The 17259-nt window shown below is 30.0% G+C and carries 27 protein-coding genes, 2 tRNA genes, 1 riboswitch and 1 other annotated feature; of the genes, 26 read left to right on the top strand and 3 right to left on the bottom strand.

Features of this window, described 5'->3' with window-relative positions; translation table 11 throughout:
- Positions 1 to 1527, bottom strand: a complete 1527-nt coding sequence (gene murJ / locus ABGF45_RS02225; protein ID WP_134743858.1) for a murein biosynthesis integral membrane protein MurJ — start codon at positions 1525 to 1527, stop codon at positions 1 to 3.
- A gap of 117 nt (positions 1528 to 1644) precedes the next feature.
- Positions 1645 to 1756: riboswitch (FMN riboswitch) on the top strand.
- A gap of 110 nt (positions 1757 to 1866) precedes the next feature.
- Here murJ and ABGF45_RS02220 point away from each other — a divergent pair.
- From ABGF45_RS02220 to ABGF45_RS02195, 6 genes are all read left to right on the top strand, one after another.
- Complete coding sequence (locus ABGF45_RS02220) at positions 1867 to 2481, top strand: ECF transporter S component (RefSeq protein WP_134711550.1); 615 nt, start codon at positions 1867 to 1869, stop codon at positions 2479 to 2481.
- An 11-nt stretch (positions 2482 to 2492) separates the two neighbouring features.
- Positions 2493 to 3194, top strand: coding sequence for a pseudouridine synthase (locus ABGF45_RS02215; RefSeq protein WP_134743859.1), 702 nt, complete (start codon positions 2493 to 2495; stop codon positions 3192 to 3194).
- A gap of 7 nt (positions 3195 to 3201) precedes the next feature.
- Entirely contained in the window at positions 3202 to 3840 is a 639-nt protein-coding gene (gene udk, locus ABGF45_RS02210; protein WP_134711548.1) for a uridine kinase, read from the top strand.
- A gap of 29 nt (positions 3841 to 3869) precedes the next feature.
- Positions 3870 to 4113, top strand: a binding site (T-box leader).
- Positions 4114 to 4206: 93 nt separating this feature from the next.
- Entirely contained in the window at positions 4207 to 5220 is a 1014-nt protein-coding gene (locus ABGF45_RS02205; RefSeq protein WP_134743860.1) for a methionine ABC transporter ATP-binding protein, read from the top strand.
- Positions 5213 to 5854, top strand: a complete 642-nt coding sequence (locus ABGF45_RS02200) for a methionine ABC transporter permease (protein ID WP_134743861.1) — start codon at positions 5213 to 5215, stop codon at positions 5852 to 5854. Before ABGF45_RS02205 ends, ABGF45_RS02200 begins: the two co-directional genes overlap by 8 nt.
- 9 nt (positions 5855 to 5863) lie before the next feature.
- Positions 5864 to 6667 (top strand): MetQ/NlpA family ABC transporter substrate-binding protein, encoded by an 804-nt coding sequence (locus tag ABGF45_RS02195; protein WP_134711545.1) that lies wholly within the window; start codon positions 5864 to 5866, stop codon positions 6665 to 6667.
- A 194-nt stretch (positions 6668 to 6861) separates the two neighbouring features.
- Here the strand turns inward: ABGF45_RS02195 and ABGF45_RS02190 are convergent.
- Both ABGF45_RS02190 and ABGF45_RS02185 read right to left on the bottom strand, forming a co-directional pair.
- Positions 6862 to 6946, bottom strand: a tRNA-Leu gene (locus ABGF45_RS02190).
- Position 6947: 1 nt separating this feature from the next.
- Positions 6948 to 7022 (bottom strand) — tRNA-His (locus tag ABGF45_RS02185).
- A gap of 130 nt (positions 7023 to 7152) precedes the next feature.
- On the opposite strand from ABGF45_RS02185, the gene ABGF45_RS02180 reads away from it, so the two are divergent.
- From ABGF45_RS02180 to rpsE, 20 genes are all read left to right on the top strand, one after another.
- Positions 7153 to 8385, top strand: coding sequence for a dicarboxylate/amino acid:cation symporter (locus ABGF45_RS02180; RefSeq protein ID WP_134743862.1), 1233 nt, complete (start codon positions 7153 to 7155; stop codon positions 8383 to 8385).
- A 447-nt stretch (positions 8386 to 8832) separates the two neighbouring features.
- A complete protein-coding gene (gene rpsJ / locus ABGF45_RS02175; RefSeq protein ID WP_134711543.1) occupies positions 8833 to 9141 on the top strand; it encodes a 30S ribosomal protein S10 in 309 nt (102 codons plus the stop codon).
- Positions 9142 to 9193: 52 nt separating this feature from the next.
- Entirely contained in the window at positions 9194 to 9826 is a 633-nt protein-coding gene (gene rplC, locus ABGF45_RS02170) for a 50S ribosomal protein L3 (RefSeq protein ID WP_134711542.1), read from the top strand.
- Between the two features lie 14 nt (positions 9827 to 9840).
- Entirely contained in the window at positions 9841 to 10464 is a 624-nt protein-coding gene (rplD, locus tag ABGF45_RS02165; RefSeq protein ID WP_134711541.1) for a 50S ribosomal protein L4, read from the top strand.
- On the top strand, positions 10464 to 10757 hold the full coding sequence (rplW, locus tag ABGF45_RS02160) for a 50S ribosomal protein L23 (protein ID WP_129481407.1): 294 nt from the start codon (positions 10464 to 10466) through the stop codon (positions 10755 to 10757). Before rplD ends, rplW begins: the two co-directional genes overlap by 1 nt.
- A gap of 14 nt (positions 10758 to 10771) precedes the next feature.
- Positions 10772 to 11605 carry a 50S ribosomal protein L2 gene (gene rplB, locus ABGF45_RS02155; protein ID WP_134711540.1) on the top strand — a complete coding sequence of 278 codons (834 nt, stop codon included), beginning with the start codon at positions 10772 to 10774 and terminating at the stop codon, positions 11603 to 11605.
- A gap of 16 nt (positions 11606 to 11621) precedes the next feature.
- Positions 11622 to 11906 carry a 30S ribosomal protein S19 gene (rpsS, locus tag ABGF45_RS02150; protein ID WP_134711539.1) on the top strand — a complete coding sequence of 95 codons (285 nt, stop codon included), beginning with the start codon at positions 11622 to 11624 and terminating at the stop codon, positions 11904 to 11906.
- Positions 11907 to 11915: 9 nt separating this feature from the next.
- On the top strand, positions 11916 to 12251 hold the full coding sequence (gene rplV, locus ABGF45_RS02145; RefSeq protein ID WP_134711538.1) for a 50S ribosomal protein L22: 336 nt from the start codon (positions 11916 to 11918) through the stop codon (positions 12249 to 12251).
- Positions 12252 to 12260: 9 nt separating this feature from the next.
- A complete protein-coding gene (gene rpsC / locus ABGF45_RS02140; RefSeq protein ID WP_134711537.1) occupies positions 12261 to 12983 on the top strand; it encodes a 30S ribosomal protein S3 in 723 nt (240 codons plus the stop codon).
- A gap of 48 nt (positions 12984 to 13031) precedes the next feature.
- Positions 13032 to 13466 carry a 50S ribosomal protein L16 gene (rplP, locus tag ABGF45_RS02135; RefSeq protein WP_134711536.1) on the top strand — a complete coding sequence of 145 codons (435 nt, stop codon included), beginning with the start codon at positions 13032 to 13034 and terminating at the stop codon, positions 13464 to 13466.
- Complete coding sequence (rpmC, locus tag ABGF45_RS02130) at positions 13466 to 13672, top strand: 50S ribosomal protein L29 (protein ID WP_134711535.1); 207 nt, start codon at positions 13466 to 13468, stop codon at positions 13670 to 13672. Before rplP ends, rpmC begins: the two co-directional genes overlap by 1 nt.
- A gap of 1 nt (position 13673) precedes the next feature.
- Positions 13674 to 13928, top strand: a complete 255-nt coding sequence (rpsQ, locus tag ABGF45_RS02125) for a 30S ribosomal protein S17 (RefSeq protein ID WP_134711534.1) — start codon at positions 13674 to 13676, stop codon at positions 13926 to 13928.
- A 27-nt stretch (positions 13929 to 13955) separates the two neighbouring features.
- Positions 13956 to 14324, top strand: coding sequence for a 50S ribosomal protein L14 (gene rplN / locus ABGF45_RS02120; protein WP_134711533.1), 369 nt, complete (start codon positions 13956 to 13958; stop codon positions 14322 to 14324).
- A 10-nt stretch (positions 14325 to 14334) separates the two neighbouring features.
- Entirely contained in the window at positions 14335 to 14646 is a 312-nt protein-coding gene (rplX, locus tag ABGF45_RS02115) for a 50S ribosomal protein L24 (RefSeq protein ID WP_134711532.1), read from the top strand.
- 12 nt (positions 14647 to 14658) lie between these two features.
- Positions 14659 to 15201, top strand: a complete 543-nt coding sequence (gene rplE, locus ABGF45_RS02110) for a 50S ribosomal protein L5 (protein WP_134711531.1) — start codon at positions 14659 to 14661, stop codon at positions 15199 to 15201.
- A 13-nt stretch (positions 15202 to 15214) separates the two neighbouring features.
- A complete protein-coding gene (locus tag ABGF45_RS02105) occupies positions 15215 to 15400 on the top strand; it encodes a type Z 30S ribosomal protein S14 (RefSeq protein WP_005398628.1) in 186 nt (61 codons plus the stop codon).
- A gap of 17 nt (positions 15401 to 15417) precedes the next feature.
- The gene (rpsH, locus tag ABGF45_RS02100) at positions 15418 to 15810 is read left to right on the top strand and encodes a 30S ribosomal protein S8 (protein ID WP_134711530.1); all 393 of its coding nucleotides are present in this window, start codon (positions 15418 to 15420) and stop codon (positions 15808 to 15810) included.
- 21 nt (positions 15811 to 15831) lie between these two features.
- Positions 15832 to 16368, top strand: coding sequence for a 50S ribosomal protein L6 (gene rplF / locus ABGF45_RS02095; RefSeq protein WP_134711529.1), 537 nt, complete (start codon positions 15832 to 15834; stop codon positions 16366 to 16368).
- 9 nt (positions 16369 to 16377) lie between these two features.
- Positions 16378 to 16743, top strand: coding sequence for a 50S ribosomal protein L18 (gene rplR, locus ABGF45_RS02090; protein WP_134711565.1), 366 nt, complete (start codon positions 16378 to 16380; stop codon positions 16741 to 16743).
- 12 nt (positions 16744 to 16755) lie between these two features.
- Complete coding sequence (gene rpsE / locus ABGF45_RS02085) at positions 16756 to 17259, top strand: 30S ribosomal protein S5 (protein WP_134743864.1); 504 nt, start codon at positions 16756 to 16758, stop codon at positions 17257 to 17259.

The following is a 17259-nucleotide window of genomic DNA, read 5'->3' as shown; positions in this document are numbered from 1 at the left end:
CTACTTAACCTTCTTTATAAATCTATGATATAACTTATTTACAATTTCCATTACTTCGGGAATTCTTGCGAAAATAATTAGGATGCCAAATATTATTATTGACATAATTATCGAAGTTAATAAAGCTAATATAAAGTTTATATTCTGTATTGAATTGTAAATTAACATGGTAAATATTCCCATGATAATACTTATTATTAATATTTTAATTATTTTATTTAAAAACAACTTAAATTCAATTTTTCCGTAGTGATTTCTGAAGGAATATATTTCATATGAAGCTGCTGAAATAGATGCTACTGCTGTAGCGATAGATAATCCGTTTAGTCCCCAGAAATATGATAAAACTACATCTAAAACAATATTTAATACTACTTGTATAAGTGTAGCATAAATAGGAATCTTAGTGTTTTGAAGAGAGTAAAATCCTCTGTTTACTATTTGTTTGATAGATAATCCTAAAATGGTTGGTGCATAGAAGAATAAAACTCCTGAAATAATAGTAGTTGATTCTTTATTAAATACACCTCTCTCAAGTAATATTTTTACCAATGGTTTAGATAAAATCATAATACCAATCATTGAAGGAATAATAAGTATATATGATGCTGTCAAACCACTCATCATAGTTTTTTTCATTTCTTCAATTCTATTTTCACTTGCAAGATTACTCATAGAAGGATAAATTGATGTTGTAATTGATACAATTATAACACCGGATATTATTTGAAATATTAAAGTTGCATATTTCATTGATGAAACACCACCATTTGGCATTATTATTGAAGCTAATGATTGATCAGTAATAGTTAATAAATCCATTGCCGATATTGAAATTAAAAGTGGTATAGCAAATTTAATTAGTTTATAAATATATTTATCCCTAAAATCTAAAATTATTTTATGGGAATAATATTCAGATTTTATAGCTGAAGGGAATAAGAAATATTTTAAAAATTCTGTAATTAATATTCCGTAAGCTATTATGTAGTAATTTTTTAATTTTATAGAAATAATTAAAGTAATTACATGAAAAAAATTCATAATTATCCCAGGAGTTTCAGCTATTATAAATCTGTTTTTCATTTGTAAAAATGCAATGAATACTGCTGAAATCATCGTTGGATATAGTGAAAATGCAAAAATACGCGTAAATTGTATGCTTATTTCTCTTTTCTCTCCTGAATATGCTGGTGCAAATATTGATACAAGTATAGGAGCTATGAATATAATAATTGCTATAAATATTGTTGAGATAAGCATAATAATATTTAATAAATTTGATGTAAATAATTTTGCTTTATTTTCTCCGTGTTTTGTTTTTATTTCAGTATAAATCGGTATATAGCCTGCTACCAATGATGTCAAAATTGACCCGAATAAAATAAATGGAATAGTGGAAGCTGTGCTATATGCATCCATAATACTGTTTGTTCCAAGAAAATAAGCGAAAGCTTGCTCTCTAATAAGTCCTGTTAATTTGGATAATAATGTTATTACCATTAAAATAATTGTAGTTTTTCTCATCTTAACCTCTCTATACAAGATTATAGCATATTATATATAAAAAAATTAAGATATAAAATTAAAGTATGATAGAAAAAATAATTTGATAATAATATATAATAGTGATAACATATAGTTATAGATCTTCAGGGCGGGGCGTAATTCCCTACCGGCGGTAAAGTCCGCGAGCGTAAGCAGAATCGGTGAAACTCCGATACCGACAGTATAGTCTGGATGAAAGAAGGTATATTAATTGGCGGTATTTTAAATACTGTTATTAGTTATGTTTTTTAATGCCCCGAAGTATCGGGGTGATTTATTTTTAAAATTGCTCCAAAAAGATATTTAGGGAGGGATTTTATGAAAGTAATTAAAAATAAGATTGAAATTTTTTCAATTAATAATATGGTGAAAATATCAATTTTTGCAGCTATGGCAGGATTACTTGCGTTATTTAAGTTTCCAATACCTATAGCTCCATCATTTATGACGGTAGATTTTGGCGATGTAGCAACACTTTTAAGTGGTTTTACATTAGGACCGGTATTAGGGGGGATAACTGTAATATTAAAAAATTTAATAAATCTAATGTTAAATGGTACTACTACAGCTTATGTAGGAGAGTTATCAAATACAATAGTTGGTGTTACATTTGTAGTTATTTCATCCTTAATTTATTGGTGTAAAAAAACTAGGAAAGCAGCTATTTTAGGTCTAGTATTTGGCATAATTGGGATGAGCTTTATAGCTACGTTTTCAAATTATTTTGTAATATTTCCAATTTATGCAAAAATTTTTCATATACGGGTAGACGGTTTTGTAAAATTTGTACCAAAATCATATAATATTGTGAAAAATTATTATGATTTAATGGTTTTATCTGTATTACCATTTAATATAGTAAAAGGAACCTTAAATGCAATAGTTACTTTTTTAGTTTATAAAAAAATTTCAAAAGCAATGAAAAAAATTTAATGGGATAAAATATGAGAATAGACAAATATTTATCTAATAGTGGAATAGGTACGAGAAAAGAAGTTAAGCAATATATTAAAAATGGTTTGATTTTGTTAAATGATAAAGTAGTTTTGAAATCTACTCAACAAGTTGATGAAAATAAAGATAAGATTAAATTTAAAAATCAGGAAATTATATATAAAAAATACATTTATTTAATGATGAATAAACCACAAGGATATATTTCTGCAACTAAAGATTATAACGATACTGTTTTAGATCTTCTAGATGAGAAATTTCAAAATAAGGATATATTTCCTGTGGGTAGATTAGATAAAGATACAGAAGGTTTATTAATTTTAACAAATGACGGTAAATTGGCACATGAACTTTTATCACCTAAAAAAAAGGTTGATAAAAAATATTATGCTAAAGTTGATAATATACTAAGTGAAGAAGATATTGATAAATTTAAAGATGGTATTTATTTAGAAAAAGAACAGTATCTTACAATGCCTGCAAAATTAGAAATTATTTCTAATTATGAATGTTACGTTTACATTAAAGAGGGAAAATATCATCAAGTAAAAAGAATGCTGAAATCTTGTGGTAAGGAAGTTTTATATCTAAAGAGAATTTCAATGGGAAATATAAATCTGGATGAAACTTTAGATTTAGGACAATATAGAGAATTAACGGAAAAAGAAATTGAAATATTAAAAAATAATTAGAGGGTTTATGAATAATGTTACAATTATAGGTGTTTGTGGTGGCTCAGCATCTGGAAAAACAACAATAGTTGATAAATTGAAAAAACAATATGATAATGATTTAGTTGTATTAGGTCATGATTTTTATTACAAGGCTCATAATGAACTAAGCTACTCTCAAAGAGCTGAGCTTAATTATGATCATCCAAGTGCTTTTGATACGGACAGATTAATAGAGGATATAAAAAAATTAAAAAATGGTGAAGAAATTTACAGGCCGGTATATGATTATACAATTCATAATAGATCTGATGAAGTTGTTTTGGTAAAACCAAAGCCTGTTATTGTAGTAGAAGGTATTTTGATACTTGAAAATAAAGAACTTAGAGATATGATGGATATTAAAGTATTTGTTGAGACTGATGCTGATGAAAGAATATTACGCAGGATTCAAAGAGATGTAATGAAAAGAGGTCGAAGCCTCGAATCAGTGATAAATCAATATCGTGATACTGTAAAGATAATGCATGATACTTTTATTGAGCCATCTAAAAAATATGCTGATATAATAATTCCTCGAGGAGGACAAAACATTATCGGCATAGAAATGTTAATGAATACAATTTCTAGAATTGTAAAAAGTCATAATAAAAAGATTGACAAATAAAAATAATTATAATAGTATATTATTTATAAATACTGACGAAGAAAAGAAGAGTAGTAAATATTAATTTTTTACAGAGAAAGCTCGTTTGCTGAGAGAGCTAAAAAGCATATTTACGAACATGGTCTTGGAGTTTGATATATCGAATGGAAACTTTAGATATATCCGGAGTTCTTTCCGTTATCAAAAGAAAGTAGTGAATACGCTACTTGTTAAGGAAATAGCTGTGAAGTTATTTTGAAATAAGGTGGTAACACGTTAATGGACGTCCTTATATGCTTAGGCATATAGGGATTTTTTTATTTTTGAACTTTAAGATTTCCAAAGTATTTATAATTTCTTTAGCTTATAAATGAAATGGAGAAAGATATGATTAAAATAGAAAATTTAAATGTTACATTTGAAAATGGAAATAGTGTTTTTAAGGCTTGTGATGATGTAAGTTTGAAAGTATCAAAAGGTGAAATTTTTGGGATAATAGGATTAAGTGGTGCCGGTAAATCAACACTTATTAGATGTATCAATGGATTACAAAAACCTGATAGCGGAAGTATTAAAATACAGGGTGATGATATAGTAAAATTATCAAAAAAAGAATTGAATGAAAAAAGAAAAGATATGTCTATGATATTTCAAACATTTAATCTTTTTAATCAAAAAACAGTATATAAAAATATTTCATATCCTTTGGAAATAGCAGGATTTAGTAAGAAGGATATAAAAAGTAGAGTGGAAGAATTATTAAATTTTGTAGATTTGAATTCAAAAAAGGATGAATATCCATCAAAATTATCAGGTGGACAAAAGCAAAGGGTTGCCATTGCTAGAGCTTTGGCGGTAAATCCAAAAATATTACTTTCTGATGAATCTACTTCAGCGTTAGATCCTGCAAACACAAAAGTAATACTTGATTTATTAAAGAAAGCTGTTAAAAAATTCAATTTGACAATTATTTTAATTACTCATCAAATGGAAGTTTGCAGAGATATATGTGACAGGATTGCAGTTATGGAAAATGGAAAAATTATTGAAGAAAATACTACAGAAGCATTATTTATTAATCCTAAACATGCAATTACTAAAAGTTTTATAAGAGGAAATGCTGAAGAATCTAAAAACGATATAGAATATGAAGATAATAATTTTTATTCAAAATATGTTGTATTGAATTTCAATCACACTATCTCAAAAAAAGCAATAGTTAGTGAAGTGATAAAAAAAACAAATATAGATGTAAATATCCTTTCAGGTAAAATTAACAGATTAAGTGAAAAAGCAGTTGGTTTTTTGGAGGTAGAATTAATAGGTTCAGATAGTAGTGTAAAAAATGCTATAGAAATATTTCAAAGTTTGGGTGTTATAGTGGAGGAGAAAAATGATTAAGATTTTATTTAATTCTATTTTAGAAACGACATTTATGGTTTCAATATCAATATTTTTAGCATTTTTAATAGGCTCTCCACTAGCCATATTATTATTTATATCAAGACGAGATGGCTTAAAACCGAATTTCGCATTATTTAGGTTTTTAGATATATTAATTAATATATTGCGTTCTGTACCTTTTGTAATACTAATGATAGTATTGATGCCTTTAAGTTCATTAATATTTGGTGAAAGTATCGGAACAACGGGATCGTTAGTGCCGCTGACATTCGCTTCATTTCCATTTATTGCTAGACTTTTGGAAGCTTCATTCTTAAAAGTTGAGAAAGGAATAATCGAAGCGGCAGAATCAATGGGAAGTAAAATATCGGAAATTATATTTAAGGTATTGATTCCGGAATCTTTACCAAATATTGTAAATGACATTACAATTACAATTATTAATTTAATTGGATATTCTGCAATGGCAGGCTCTCTTGGTGGAGGTGGGCTAGGTAATATGGCGATTAGATTTGGTTTATATAATTTTAAGGCTGACTATTTATTTTCAGCAGTTGTAACAATAATTATTTTAGTTCAATTAATTCAGTATGGTGGAACTAAATTATCAAAAAAATTAAACAAAATATAGGAGGAAATTATGAAGAAAAAATTATTAAGTTTATTATTGGTTTTTGTTATTTTATTAGTAGGATGTGGAACAAAAGTAAATGATTTGGATAAAACGAAAAAAGTTAAAATTGGTGTAAGTCCGGTTCCTCATGAAGAAATTACAAAAGTTGCACAAAAACTATTAAAAGAAGAAGGCATTGAATTAGAAATTAAAGTTTTTGATGATTATATTCAACCAAACTTAGCATTAAATGATGGCTCACTAGATGCTAACTTTTTCCAACATTTACCATATTTAGAAACTTTTAATAAAGAAAAAAATACAAAATTAGTAAGTGTTGCTTCAGTTCATGTAGAACCAATTGCTTTATATTCAAAATCGGTTAAAAATATAAATGACTTTAAGGATGGAGCTGAAATATTAATTCCGGCAGATGCTTCAAATGGTTCAAGAGCGTTGTTCTTACTTGAAAAAAATGGATTAATAAAGCTTAAAGAAGGTTTGAAAAATCTAGTTACAGAACAAGATATATTAGAAAACAAAAAAAATATTAAATTCACACCAATTGATGCAGCTTTAATACCTAAGGCGTATAAAGAAAAGGATGGTGCTGTAATTAACTCAAACTATGCAATACAAGCCGGATTAAATCCATTAAAGGATGGATTAATTATTGAAGGGTCTGAAAGTAAATATTCAAATGTGATTGCAGTAAAAAAATCTAATAAAGATAAAGAAGTAATTAAGAAAGTAATAAAAGCATTTCAATCAAAAGAAGTTAAGGAATATATCGAAAAGAGCTTCAAAGGTGCAGTTGTGCCAGCGTTTTAATTATTAAGATATATAATATTTTTTAATATTTAAAATTTAATAAAAATCTTAAAAAGGGTTGTTACAAAATAATTTTTTTAATTATTTTTTAGTAAAATCTCTCTTATCATGATTAATCAACTAAAAGGGGCTATTGCAAAATAACTAAAAAAGTTATTTTGCAATAGCCCCTTTTTTATAAACATATAATTGTATGGTGCGGGTGAGAGGAGTCGAACCCCCACATCCGAAGATACTAGATCCTAAGTCTAGCGCGTCTGCCAATTCCGCCACACCCGCATGGGGTGAGTAATGGGATTCGAACCCACGATACCAGGAGCCACAACCCTGTGCCTTGCCACTTGGCCATACTCACCACATAAATTTATTGAATACCTATATAATATATTATAATTTTTAAAATTTGTCAATGTTTTTTAAAATGTTTTACATTTATTTAAAAAAGTGATAGAATATTTTAAATTTTATCATTAAGGGAGGTGCTTATGACTAAATATAAAAGTAAACTTAGTTTACCATTTAAAATTTTTATTGCACTAATTTTAGGGGTCTTATTTGGAATTGCTATGACAGGGGATTCTCAAATAGCTGTTACATATATTAAGCCATTTGGTGATGGATTTTTAGCTCTAATTAAAATGGTCGTTATACCATTAGTTTTTTGTTCTTTATTAGTAGGGGTCGGATCGCTTAATAATATTAAACAGTTGGGAAGGTTTGGAATTAAAACTATTATATTTTTCATGTTTACAACCAGTATTGCTGTGATGTTGGGATTGGTTTTATCTAATTTATTAAATGTATCCTCCGGATTTTCTATGAATACAAATATTATAAATAAATCTGATGTTATAATGAAGAAAGCCCCAACAATTGCTGAGACTATTATAAATATTATTCCGTCAAATCCGATTAAGTCATTGGTAGACGGGAACATGTTACAAATTATAACTTTTGCTATTATTTTAGGCATTGCATTGTTGGAATCGGGAGAAAAGGGAAGAGAAGTATTTGGTATATTTGAAACTATTGCAAATGCTATGTATAAGATAATTTCGTGGATTATGAAACTTGCACCTATAGGAGTATTTGCTTTAATCGTACCTGCTATAGCTACAAATGGAGCAGTTGTTATAGGTTCGCTATTGAAATTGATATTGGTAGCTTATTTTGTATCAATAGCACATATAATTTTAGTTTATGGATTATCCGTTAAGCTAATAGGAAAAATAAATCCATTAAGATTTTTTAAAACTGTAATCCCTGCGATGCTAACAGCTTTTTCAACATCATCGAGTTCTGGAACATTACCTGTTTCGATGAATGTAGCTGAAAAATTAGGGGTATCAAAAACTGTAACATCGTTTGTATTACCTTTAGGCTCAACTATAAATATGGATGGGACAGCTATTTATCAAGGAGTATGTGCAATATTTATAGCTAAAGTTTTTGGGGTGGATTTAACAGTTGGTCAACAATTAGTAATAATATTATCTGCAACATTAGCTTCTATAGGTACAGCAGGAGTTCCCGGGGCAGGAATGATAATGCTGGCGATGGTTTTACAAAGTGTAGGGTTACCTGTTGAAGGCATTGCTTTAGTTGCTGGTATCGATAGACCTCTTGATATGATGAGAACTGTAGTAAATGTAACAGGGGATATTACTTGCTCGGTTATAGTTGCCAATACTGAAAATAAAATAAATCATAAAAATTAGTAGCTGTTGCAAAATAATTATTTTTGGTTATTTTGCAACGGCTTTCAATTTTAATATAATTTCAGTTTTTTATATGTACAATAAGGATTTAGAAAATGATTATATCAGAATTTGTATTTAGGTATATATAATATTAAAGAAAGGTATTATCAAATAAATTGAAAAATCGATGTTACATAATATGTTAAAAAATTTTAATATTATATATTAAAATAATAATATTTTAATATATAACTTGAAAAATAACATCATTTTTAGTATTATATTTAGGTACTAATTTTAGCAAGGAAGTGAGAGGTTGCTTGAAACGCTGCTTCTAAGCGGTTTAAGGGAATTCACACTGAGTTAGTTCAAATAAAAATTTGAGCGAGATAGCTTCGCTTTTTTTAATTAAAACGGTTAGTACACCCGGAAGAGAGTATGGCTATCAAGAATATAGGAGGAAAAATGGCTAAACAAAAAATAAGAATTAGATTAAGAGCTTACGATCATGATGTTATTGATTCATCAGCAGCTAAGATCGTAGATGCATGTAAGAGAAGTGGTGCAGACGTATCAGGTCCTATTCCACTACCTACAGAAATTGAAAAGGTAACAATAATCAGAGCTACTCATAAGTACAAAGATTCAAGAGAACAATTTGAACAAAGAACACATAAGAGATTAATCGATATTGTTAACCCAAATGGTAAAACATTAGACGCTCTTAAAAAATTAAATCTACCAGCTGGTGTAGATATAGAAATTAAGCTATAAAACTTAGTATGATTGTGCAAAATGCATAATCCACTGTAAGAAAGGGGAAAAAATGAAAGGTTTATTAGGAAGAAAACTTGGTATGACACAAATTTTCGATGAAAATGGTAGTGTTACACCAGTTACAGTTGTAGAAGCTGGTCCTGTAGTTGTTACTCAAATTAAAACAGAAGAAAATGACGGCTACAAGGCAATTCAAGTTGGTTTCAAAGAAAGAAAAGAAAAACATTCAAACCAACCAATGAGAGGACATTTTGCAAAAGCTAATGTTGAATTAAAGAGATACTTAAGAGAATTCTTAGTAGATAATACTGATGATTATACTCTAGGACAAGAGATTAAAGTAGATGTTTTCAATGATAAAGAAATCGTAGATGTAATCGGTACCTCAAAAGGTAAAGGAACACAAGGTTCAATCAAGAGACATAACTACAGTAGAGGTCCTGAAGCTCATGGTTCAAAATCACATAGAGTTGCAGGAGCAAGATCAGCAGGTTCTGATCCGGCTAGAGTGTTTAAGGGTAGAAAAGGCTCGGGTAAAATGGGTCACGATAGAGTTACAGTACAAAATCTAGAAATAGTTAAAGTAGATCTTGAAAGAAATCTACTACTTATTAAAGGTGCTATCCCAGGACCTAAGGGTGGACTAGTAACTGTTCAAGAAGCTAGAAAAGCATCAAAATAGGAAGGAGATAGCATATGGCTAATGTTAATGTATTAGATATTAAAGGAAATAACGTTGGAAGCATTGAATTACCAGAATCTTTATTTGGTGTTGAAATTAATGAACACGTTGTTTATGAAGTAGTAAAAAATCAATTAGCAAACAAAAGACAAGGTACACAATCAGCTAAAACTCGTGCAGAAGTAAGTGGTGGTGGTAAAAAACCTTGGAGACAAAAAGGTACAGGTAGAGCAAGACAAGGTTCTATAAGATCTCCTCAATGGAGAGGTGGAGGTATTGTATTTGCACCAAAACCAAGAGATTACTCATATGCAGTACCAAAGAAGGTTAGAAGATTAGCATTAAAATCTTTATTAACTTCAAAAGTAGTTGAAGATGAAATTATAGTATTAAACGAATTAAACTTAAATGAAATTAGCACAAAAAATGCTAAAACAATATTAGAAGCAATTAAAGCAGACAAAACAGCATATGTTGTTGTTGCTGAAGCTAATGAAAATGTATATAAATCATTCAGAAACGTTCCTGGTGTTGAAGTTGTAGTGGTAAACAACATGAATGTATATGATTTAATTAGACATAATTCATTAATCATTACAGAAGCTGCTGTTAAAAAAGCAGAGGAGGTATTCGCATAATGAAATCACCTTTTGATATTATATTAACTCCGATAGTAAGTGAAAGATCAATGGAGTTAATGGAACAAAAAAAATATGTATTTAAAGTAAGTAAAAAAGCAAATAAGTCAGAAATTAAAGAAGCAATTGAAAAGATTTTTGATGGTGTTAAAGTAGAAAAAGTTAACACAATTAATATGTTAGGAAAAACTACAAGATATGGTAATAAAGTAGGTAAAAAATCTGACTGGAAAAAAGCAATAGTTACATTAAAAGAAGATTCAAAAACAATTGAATTTTTCGAAAATATGTAAGATAGGGGGATGAAATGGCTATAAAAAAATATAAACCAACTTCTGCTGGGCTTCGTTCAATGTCAGTTTTATCTTATGATGAAATTACAAAGAAAGCACCGGAAAAATCATTGACAGCTCCATTGAAAAAATCAGGTGGTAGAAATAACTTAGGTAGAACTACTTCAAGATTTAGAGGTGGTGGAAATAAAAGAAAATATAGAATTATAGACTTTAAGAGAGATAAAGAAAATATACCAGGAAAAGTAGCTTCTATAGAATATGATCCAAATAGAACAGCAAATATAGCTTTAATCCACTATGTTGATGGTGAGAAAAGATATATCTTAGCTCCAAAAGGATTAAAAGTAGGAGCAACAGTTGAAGCTGGTGAAAATGCTGATATTATTATCGGTAATGCAAAACAATTAAAAGATATACCAGTTGGTACAACAATCCACAATATCGAATTAAAACCAGGTAAAGGTGGACAAATGGCTAGAACAGCTGGAGCAGAAGCTCAATTAGCTGGTAAAGAAGGAAAATATGGTATCGTAAGATTACCTTCCGGGGAAATTAGAAGAGTTGATATTAGATGTAAAGCAACAATTGGTCAAGTTGGTAACTTAGAACATGAATTGGTAGTTTTAGGTAAAGCCGGTAAATCAAGATATATGGGCAAGAGACCTCACGTAAGAGGTTCAGCAATGAACCCTGTAGATCACCCACACGGTGGTGGTGAAGGTAGAACACCTGTAGGTAGACCACAACCAATGACACCATGGGGTAAGAAATCTCGTGGAGTTAAGACAAGAGACTTAAAGAAGCAATCTAATAAAGATATCATAAGAAGAAGAAAAGGTAAATAGATCCAGGAGGTAAAGAATGGGTAGATCTCTAAAAAAGGGACCATTTTGTGATGACCACTTAATGAAAAAAGTGGAAGCTTTAAATGAAGCAAATGATAAAAAAGTTATTAAGACATGGTCAAGAAGATCAACAATATTTCCAGAATTTGTTGGCCATACAATAGCTATACATGATGGAAGAAAACATGTTCCAGTATATGTAACAGAAGACATGGTAGGACACAAATTAGGTGAATTCGTACCAACGAGAACATATAGAGGACATGAAAAAAATGACAAAACAAGTAAAGTTAAGAAATAGGGGGATAGAATGGAAGTAAGATCAGAAGCAAAATACGTACGTATTTCACCATTAAAAGTACATTTTATCTGTAGAGAAATAGTTGGTAAAAATGTTGATGAAGCATTAAATATTTTAAGATTTACACCAAAAAAAGGTGCTAAATTATTAGAAAAAGTATTAGTATCAGCTATTGCTAACGCTGAAAACAACCATAATTTAAACAGAGATTTATTAGTTGTAGAAAAAGCTTGGGCAAATGATGGTCCAACCATGAAGAGAATTAGACCTAAAGCAAAAGGTTCAGCTTATCCAATACTTAAAAGAACATCACATATTGGTGTTGTTGTAAGAGAAGAAGAATAGGAGGAATGTATGGGTCAAAAAGTTAATCCACATGGTATGAGAGTTGGGATTATTAAAGATTGGAATTCCAAATGGTTTGCAGATAAAAAAGATTTCGGAAAATTATTAGCAGAAGATAATAAAATTAGAAAATATATTAAAAAAGAACAATATCAATCAGGAGTTTCTAAAGTTGATATTGAAAGAACATTAAATAAAGTGAAAGTTACAGTTTACACAGCTAAACCTGGTATGATTATTGGTAAAGGTGGTGCTGGAGTAGAAGACTTAAAAGTTGCTATTGAAAAAATGACAGGAAAACAAGTAATTGTTAATGTCGAAGAAGTAAAAAATACAGGTGTTAATGCTCAATTACAAGCAGAAAAAATTGCAAGTGATTTAGAAAGAAGAATTACATTCAGAAGAGCTATGAAACAAGCAATTCAAACAACAATGAAATCAGGAGCAAAAGGTATTAAAACTCAAGTTTCCGGTAGATTAGGTGGAGCAGATATGGCTAGAACAGAAGGATATTCGGAAGGTAATATTCCTCTACAAACATTAAGAGCTGATATCGATTATGGATTTGCAGAAGCAGATACAACATACGGAAAATTAGGTGTTAAAGTTTGGATTTATAAAGGTGAAATCTTACCAGGACAAAAAGCTGTAGAAGAAGTTAAACCACAAAATTCAAAAAATAACAACAGAAATTCTAAAAATAGAAATAGAAAAGAAAAAAACAATAGATAAGAGAATTTACGCTCCAATTATTTTTAATTGGTAGAAGGAGGATAAATTATGCTAATGCCTAAAAGAGTAAAGCGTCGTAGAGTTCATAGAGGCAGAATGAAAGGTAACGCTCAAAGAGGTAACCAACTTGCATATGGTGATTATGGTTTACAAGCATTAGAACCACACTGGATAACTTCAAATCAAATTGAAGCAGCCAGAAGAGCTATGACAAGATATATTAAAAGAGGTGGTAATATCTGGATTAAGATATTTCCAGATAAACCAGTTACAAAAAAACCTGCAGAAGTAAGAATGGGTTCCGGTAAAGGTGCTCCTGAATATTGGGTAGCAGTTGTTAAACCGGGAAGAATTATGTTTGAAATGGGTGGAGTTGCTGAAGACGTAGCTAGAGAAGCTATGAGACTTGCAAGTGCAAAATTACCTATTAAAACAAAATTTGTTACTCGTGCAAGTTCTGGAGAAAGCGAGGGAAATAAATAATGAAAGCTACAGAAATAAGAAAATTATCTGATAAAGAACTTAATAATAAATTACTTAGCTTAAAAGAAGAGTTATTTAACTTAAGATTCCAAGCAGCTACAGGACAAATTGAAAGTATGAGTTCAATCGGAAAAATTAAACAAGATATAGCAAGAGTAAAAACAATCATAACAGAAAGAAAATTAAACTTAAATAAGGAGGCTTAATATGGAAAGAAATAATAGAAGAACCATTATCGGTTTAGTAGTATCTGATAAAATGGATAAGACTATTTCAGTAGAAGTATCAAAGTCTGTTAAGCATCCAATTTATAAGAAATTTGTAACAAGAAGTAAAAAAGTAAAAGCACATGACGAAAATAATGTTGCTAATATAGGCGACAAAGTTCTATTAATGGAAACAAGACCTTTATCAAAAACAAAAAGATTTAGACTTGTTGAAGTATTAGAACAAGCTAAATAACTTTTATTTCTGGAAAGGAGAATTTGAATGATTCAAGCAGAAACACGTATGAGAGTTGCAGATAATTCAGGTGCAAAAGAACTACTAGTTATAAAAGTATTAGGCGGATCAAAAAGAAAATACGCTAACATTGGTGACGTAGTAGTATGTTCAGTTAAAAGTGCTACTCCAGGTGGAGTTGTAAAAAAAGGTGCAGTTGTTAAAGCAGTTATCGTTAGAACAGTAAGTGGTATTGATAGAGAAGATGGTTCATACATCAAATTTGATGACAACGCTGCAGTTATCGTGAAAGATGATAAAAACCCAGCTGGTACACGTATTTTTGGACCTGTAACAAGAGAACTTAGAGCAAATGGATTTATGAAAATAATATCATTGGCTCCGGAAGTTTTATAAGGAGGCTAAAATGCATATTAAGACTGGTGATAAAGTACAAGTTATTAAAGGTAAAGATAAAGGTAAAGTTGGTAAAGTATTAGAAGCATTACCAAAGAAAAATAGAGTTGTTGTTGAAGGTGTTAATGTTCAAATTAAACATAAAAAACCTACACAAGCCGGACAACAAGGTGGAATTATTGAAACCGAAGGTGCAATTCACGCATCAAACGTTTTATTATTTGATGAAAAATTAGGCAGAGGTGTTAGAACAAGAACAGAAATCGTTGACGGAAAGAAAGTTCGTGTTTCAACAAAATCTGGTAATAAGTTAGACAAGTAGGAAGGAGAAACAATGGCTTCAAGATTAAAAGAATTATATAAAAATGAAGTTTTACCTGCGTTAGTAAAAGAGTTTGAATATAAAAATGTTATGCAGGCTCCAAAACTTGAAAAAATAATAGTAAACATTGGTTTAGGTGAAGCTAAAGATAATGTAAAACTATTAGAATCAGCTGTAGAAGAATTGAGAACAATTACAGGACAACATCCAGTAATTACAAAAGCTAAAAAATCAATTTCTAACTTTAAGCTACGTGAAGGACAATCAATCGGATGTAAAGTAACTTTACGTGGAAAAAGAATGGAAGACTTTTTTGATAAATTAGTTAATATTGCATTACCTAGAGTTAGAGACTTTAGAGGTGTTTCATCAACATCATTTGATGGTAGAGGAAATTATGCTTTAGGTATTAAAGAACAATTAATTTTCCCAGAAATCGTATTTGATAAAATTGAACAAATAAGAGGAATGGATATAATTGTTGTAACTACTGCTGAAACTGATGAAGAAGGTAGAGCATTACTAGCAAAATTAGGTATGCCCTTTAAGAAGTAAGTAAGGAGATAATATGGCTAAAAAGTCAATGATTGCAAAACAACAAAGAAAACAAAAATTCTCAACAAGAGAATACACAAGATGTAGTCTATGTGGTAGACCACATTCAGTATTAAAAAAATATGGAATTTGTCGTATATGTTTTAGAGAACTTGCATACAAGGGTGAAATACCTGGTGTGAAAAAATCAAGTTGGTAAGAGGGAGGTATATACTTATGATGACTGATCCAATAGCAGATATGCTATCAAGAATTAGAAACGGTAATTTAGCAAAACACAAATCAGTAGAAGTTCCAGCATCTAATATTAAAAAAGACCTTGCTCAAATTTTATTAGACGAAGGATATATTAAAGGTTTTTACGTAACAGAAGATGATAAACAAGGAATTATTACAATTGACTTAAAATATGTTGATGAACAAAGAGTAATTTCAGGATTAAAGAGAATTTCAAAACCTGGACGTAGAGTATATGTTGCAGCACAAGATATACCTCAAGTATTGAACGGTTTAGGTACTGCAATAGTTTCTACATCAAAGGGAATGATGACAGATAAAAAAGCAAGACAAGAAAATGTAGGTGGCGAAGTAATCTGCTACGTTTGGTAGTATTTCAACAAGGAGGAAGATATGTCAAGAATTGGATTAAAACCAATAGAAATCCCTGCTGGTGTTGAAATTAAATTTAACGATGGACTAGTAGAAGTAAAAGGTCCTAAAGGAAATTTAACACAAGAAGTAGGCAGAGGATTCGAATTAGAATTTGAAGAAAATCAAGTAACAGTAAAAAGACCTTCAGAATCAAAACAACATAGATCATTGCACGGATTATACAGAACATTAATCGCAAACATGATTATAGGGGTAACTGAAGGATATAAAAAACAATTAGAAATAATTGGTACTGGATATAGAGCACAAAAACAAGGTAATAAGTTAAACTTAAGCTTAGGTTTTTCACACCCTGTAATTTTAGAAGATCCAGAAGGAATAACAACTGAAGTACCTAATGAAAGAGTTATTATTGTTAGTGGTATCGACAAACAGTTAGTTGGTAACTACACTGCAAAAATAAGAGCATTTAGATCACCAGAACCATATAAAGGAAAAGGTATTAAATACTCTGACGAATACATTAGAAGAAAAGTTGGTAAGACTGGTAAATAGGAGGGAGTGATTATGTCAAAATTCAGTAAAAAAGAAAATAGAAAAGCTAGACATTTAAGAGTTAGAAAAAAACTTAGTGGTACTCCTGACAAACCAAGACTAAATATGTATAAGAGTAATGCTAACATCTATGCTCAAATTATTGATGATGTTAATGGAGTAACTTTAGTAAGTGCTTCAACATTAGACAAAGAATTAAAAGGTGAAAATGTAGGGGCAAATATTGAATCAGCTAAAAAAGTTGGAGCATTAGTTGCAAAACGTGCATTAGAAAAAGGTATAGAAAAAGTAGTATTCGATAGATCAGGTTATATATATCACGGCAAAGTAAAAGAACTAGCAGAATCAGCAAGAGAAGCTGGTTTGAAATTTTAGTCGGGAGGAAACATGAGAAAAGATAAAAAACAAAACTTATCAGAATATGAAGAAAAAGTTGTTGATATCGCTAGAGTTACTAAAGTAGCTAAAGGTGGTAGAACAATGAGATTTTCAGCATTAGTAGTTGTTGGAAACAGAAAAGGCTCTGTAGGAGTTGGTATGGGTAAAGCAAATGAAGTACCAGAAGCTATCAGAAAAGGTGTTGAAGATGCAAAGAAAAATGCTGTAAATATTAATGTAGTTAACGGAACAATTCCTCACGAAATTTACGGGTCTAAAGGTGCTGGTTTAGTACTGTTAAAACCTGCTAAAGAAGGGGTTGGTGTTATCGCTGGGGGTCCAGTTCGTGCCGTATGTGAATTAGCTGGTATAACAAATATTCGTGCTAAATCATTAGGTTCATCAAATGCTAAGAGTGTTGTTAACGCAACAATAGCTGGATTAAAAGCAATCAAGACAGTTGAAGAAGTAGCTAAACTTCGTGGTAAAAGTGTTGATGAAATACTAAACTAG

This window comes from Helcococcus sp. KG196 (genome assembly GCF_046035495.1).
In the GTDB taxonomy this organism is placed as follows: Bacteria; Bacillota; Clostridia; order Tissierellales; family Peptoniphilaceae; genus Helcococcus; species Helcococcus ovis.
The sequence above is the reverse complement of the archived record's forward strand: the minus strand, read 5'-3'. Positions and strand labels throughout refer to the sequence as shown.

Excerpts from the sequence above, each read along its gene's own strand:
- murJ (WP_134743858.1), bottom strand. The coding sequence starts at position 1,527 with ATGAGAAAAACTACAATTATTTTAATGGTAATAACATTATTATCCAAA.
- ABGF45_RS02220 (WP_134711550.1), top strand. The coding sequence starts at position 1,867 with ATGAAAGTAATTAAAAATAAGATTGAAATTTTTTCAATTAATAATATG.
- ABGF45_RS02215 (WP_134743859.1), top strand. The coding sequence starts at position 2,493 with ATGAGAATAGACAAATATTTATCTAATAGTGGAATAGGTACGAGAAAA.
- udk (WP_134711548.1), top strand. The coding sequence starts at position 3,202 with ATGAATAATGTTACAATTATAGGTGTTTGTGGTGGCTCAGCATCTGGA.
- ABGF45_RS02205 (WP_134743860.1), top strand. The coding sequence starts at position 4,207 with ATGATTAAAATAGAAAATTTAAATGTTACATTTGAAAATGGAAATAGT.
- ABGF45_RS02200 (WP_134743861.1), top strand. The coding sequence starts at position 5,213 with ATGATTAAGATTTTATTTAATTCTATTTTAGAAACGACATTTATGGTT.
- ABGF45_RS02195 (WP_134711545.1), top strand. The coding sequence starts at position 5,864 with ATGAAGAAAAAATTATTAAGTTTATTATTGGTTTTTGTTATTTTATTA.
- ABGF45_RS02180 (WP_134743862.1), top strand. The coding sequence starts at position 7,153 with ATGACTAAATATAAAAGTAAACTTAGTTTACCATTTAAAATTTTTATT.
- rpsJ (WP_134711543.1), top strand. The coding sequence starts at position 8,833 with ATGGCTAAACAAAAAATAAGAATTAGATTAAGAGCTTACGATCATGAT.
- rplC (WP_134711542.1), top strand. The coding sequence starts at position 9,194 with ATGAAAGGTTTATTAGGAAGAAAACTTGGTATGACACAAATTTTCGAT.
- rplD (WP_134711541.1), top strand. The coding sequence starts at position 9,841 with ATGGCTAATGTTAATGTATTAGATATTAAAGGAAATAACGTTGGAAGC.
- rplW (WP_129481407.1), top strand. The coding sequence starts at position 10,464 with ATGAAATCACCTTTTGATATTATATTAACTCCGATAGTAAGTGAAAGA.
- rplB (WP_134711540.1), top strand. The coding sequence starts at position 10,772 with ATGGCTATAAAAAAATATAAACCAACTTCTGCTGGGCTTCGTTCAATG.
- rpsS (WP_134711539.1), top strand. The coding sequence starts at position 11,622 with ATGGGTAGATCTCTAAAAAAGGGACCATTTTGTGATGACCACTTAATG.
- rplV (WP_134711538.1), top strand. The coding sequence starts at position 11,916 with ATGGAAGTAAGATCAGAAGCAAAATACGTACGTATTTCACCATTAAAA.
- rpsC (WP_134711537.1), top strand. The coding sequence starts at position 12,261 with ATGGGTCAAAAAGTTAATCCACATGGTATGAGAGTTGGGATTATTAAA.
- rplP (WP_134711536.1), top strand. The coding sequence starts at position 13,032 with ATGCTAATGCCTAAAAGAGTAAAGCGTCGTAGAGTTCATAGAGGCAGA.
- rpmC (WP_134711535.1), top strand. The coding sequence starts at position 13,466 with ATGAAAGCTACAGAAATAAGAAAATTATCTGATAAAGAACTTAATAAT.
- rpsQ (WP_134711534.1), top strand. The coding sequence starts at position 13,674 with ATGGAAAGAAATAATAGAAGAACCATTATCGGTTTAGTAGTATCTGAT.
- rplN (WP_134711533.1), top strand. The coding sequence starts at position 13,956 with ATGATTCAAGCAGAAACACGTATGAGAGTTGCAGATAATTCAGGTGCA.
- rplX (WP_134711532.1), top strand. The coding sequence starts at position 14,335 with ATGCATATTAAGACTGGTGATAAAGTACAAGTTATTAAAGGTAAAGAT.
- rplE (WP_134711531.1), top strand. The coding sequence starts at position 14,659 with ATGGCTTCAAGATTAAAAGAATTATATAAAAATGAAGTTTTACCTGCG.
- ABGF45_RS02105 (WP_005398628.1), top strand. The coding sequence starts at position 15,215 with ATGGCTAAAAAGTCAATGATTGCAAAACAACAAAGAAAACAAAAATTC.
- rpsH (WP_134711530.1), top strand. The coding sequence starts at position 15,418 with ATGATGACTGATCCAATAGCAGATATGCTATCAAGAATTAGAAACGGT.
- rplF (WP_134711529.1), top strand. The coding sequence starts at position 15,832 with ATGTCAAGAATTGGATTAAAACCAATAGAAATCCCTGCTGGTGTTGAA.
- rpsE (WP_134743864.1), top strand. The coding sequence starts at position 16,756 with ATGAGAAAAGATAAAAAACAAAACTTATCAGAATATGAAGAAAAAGTT.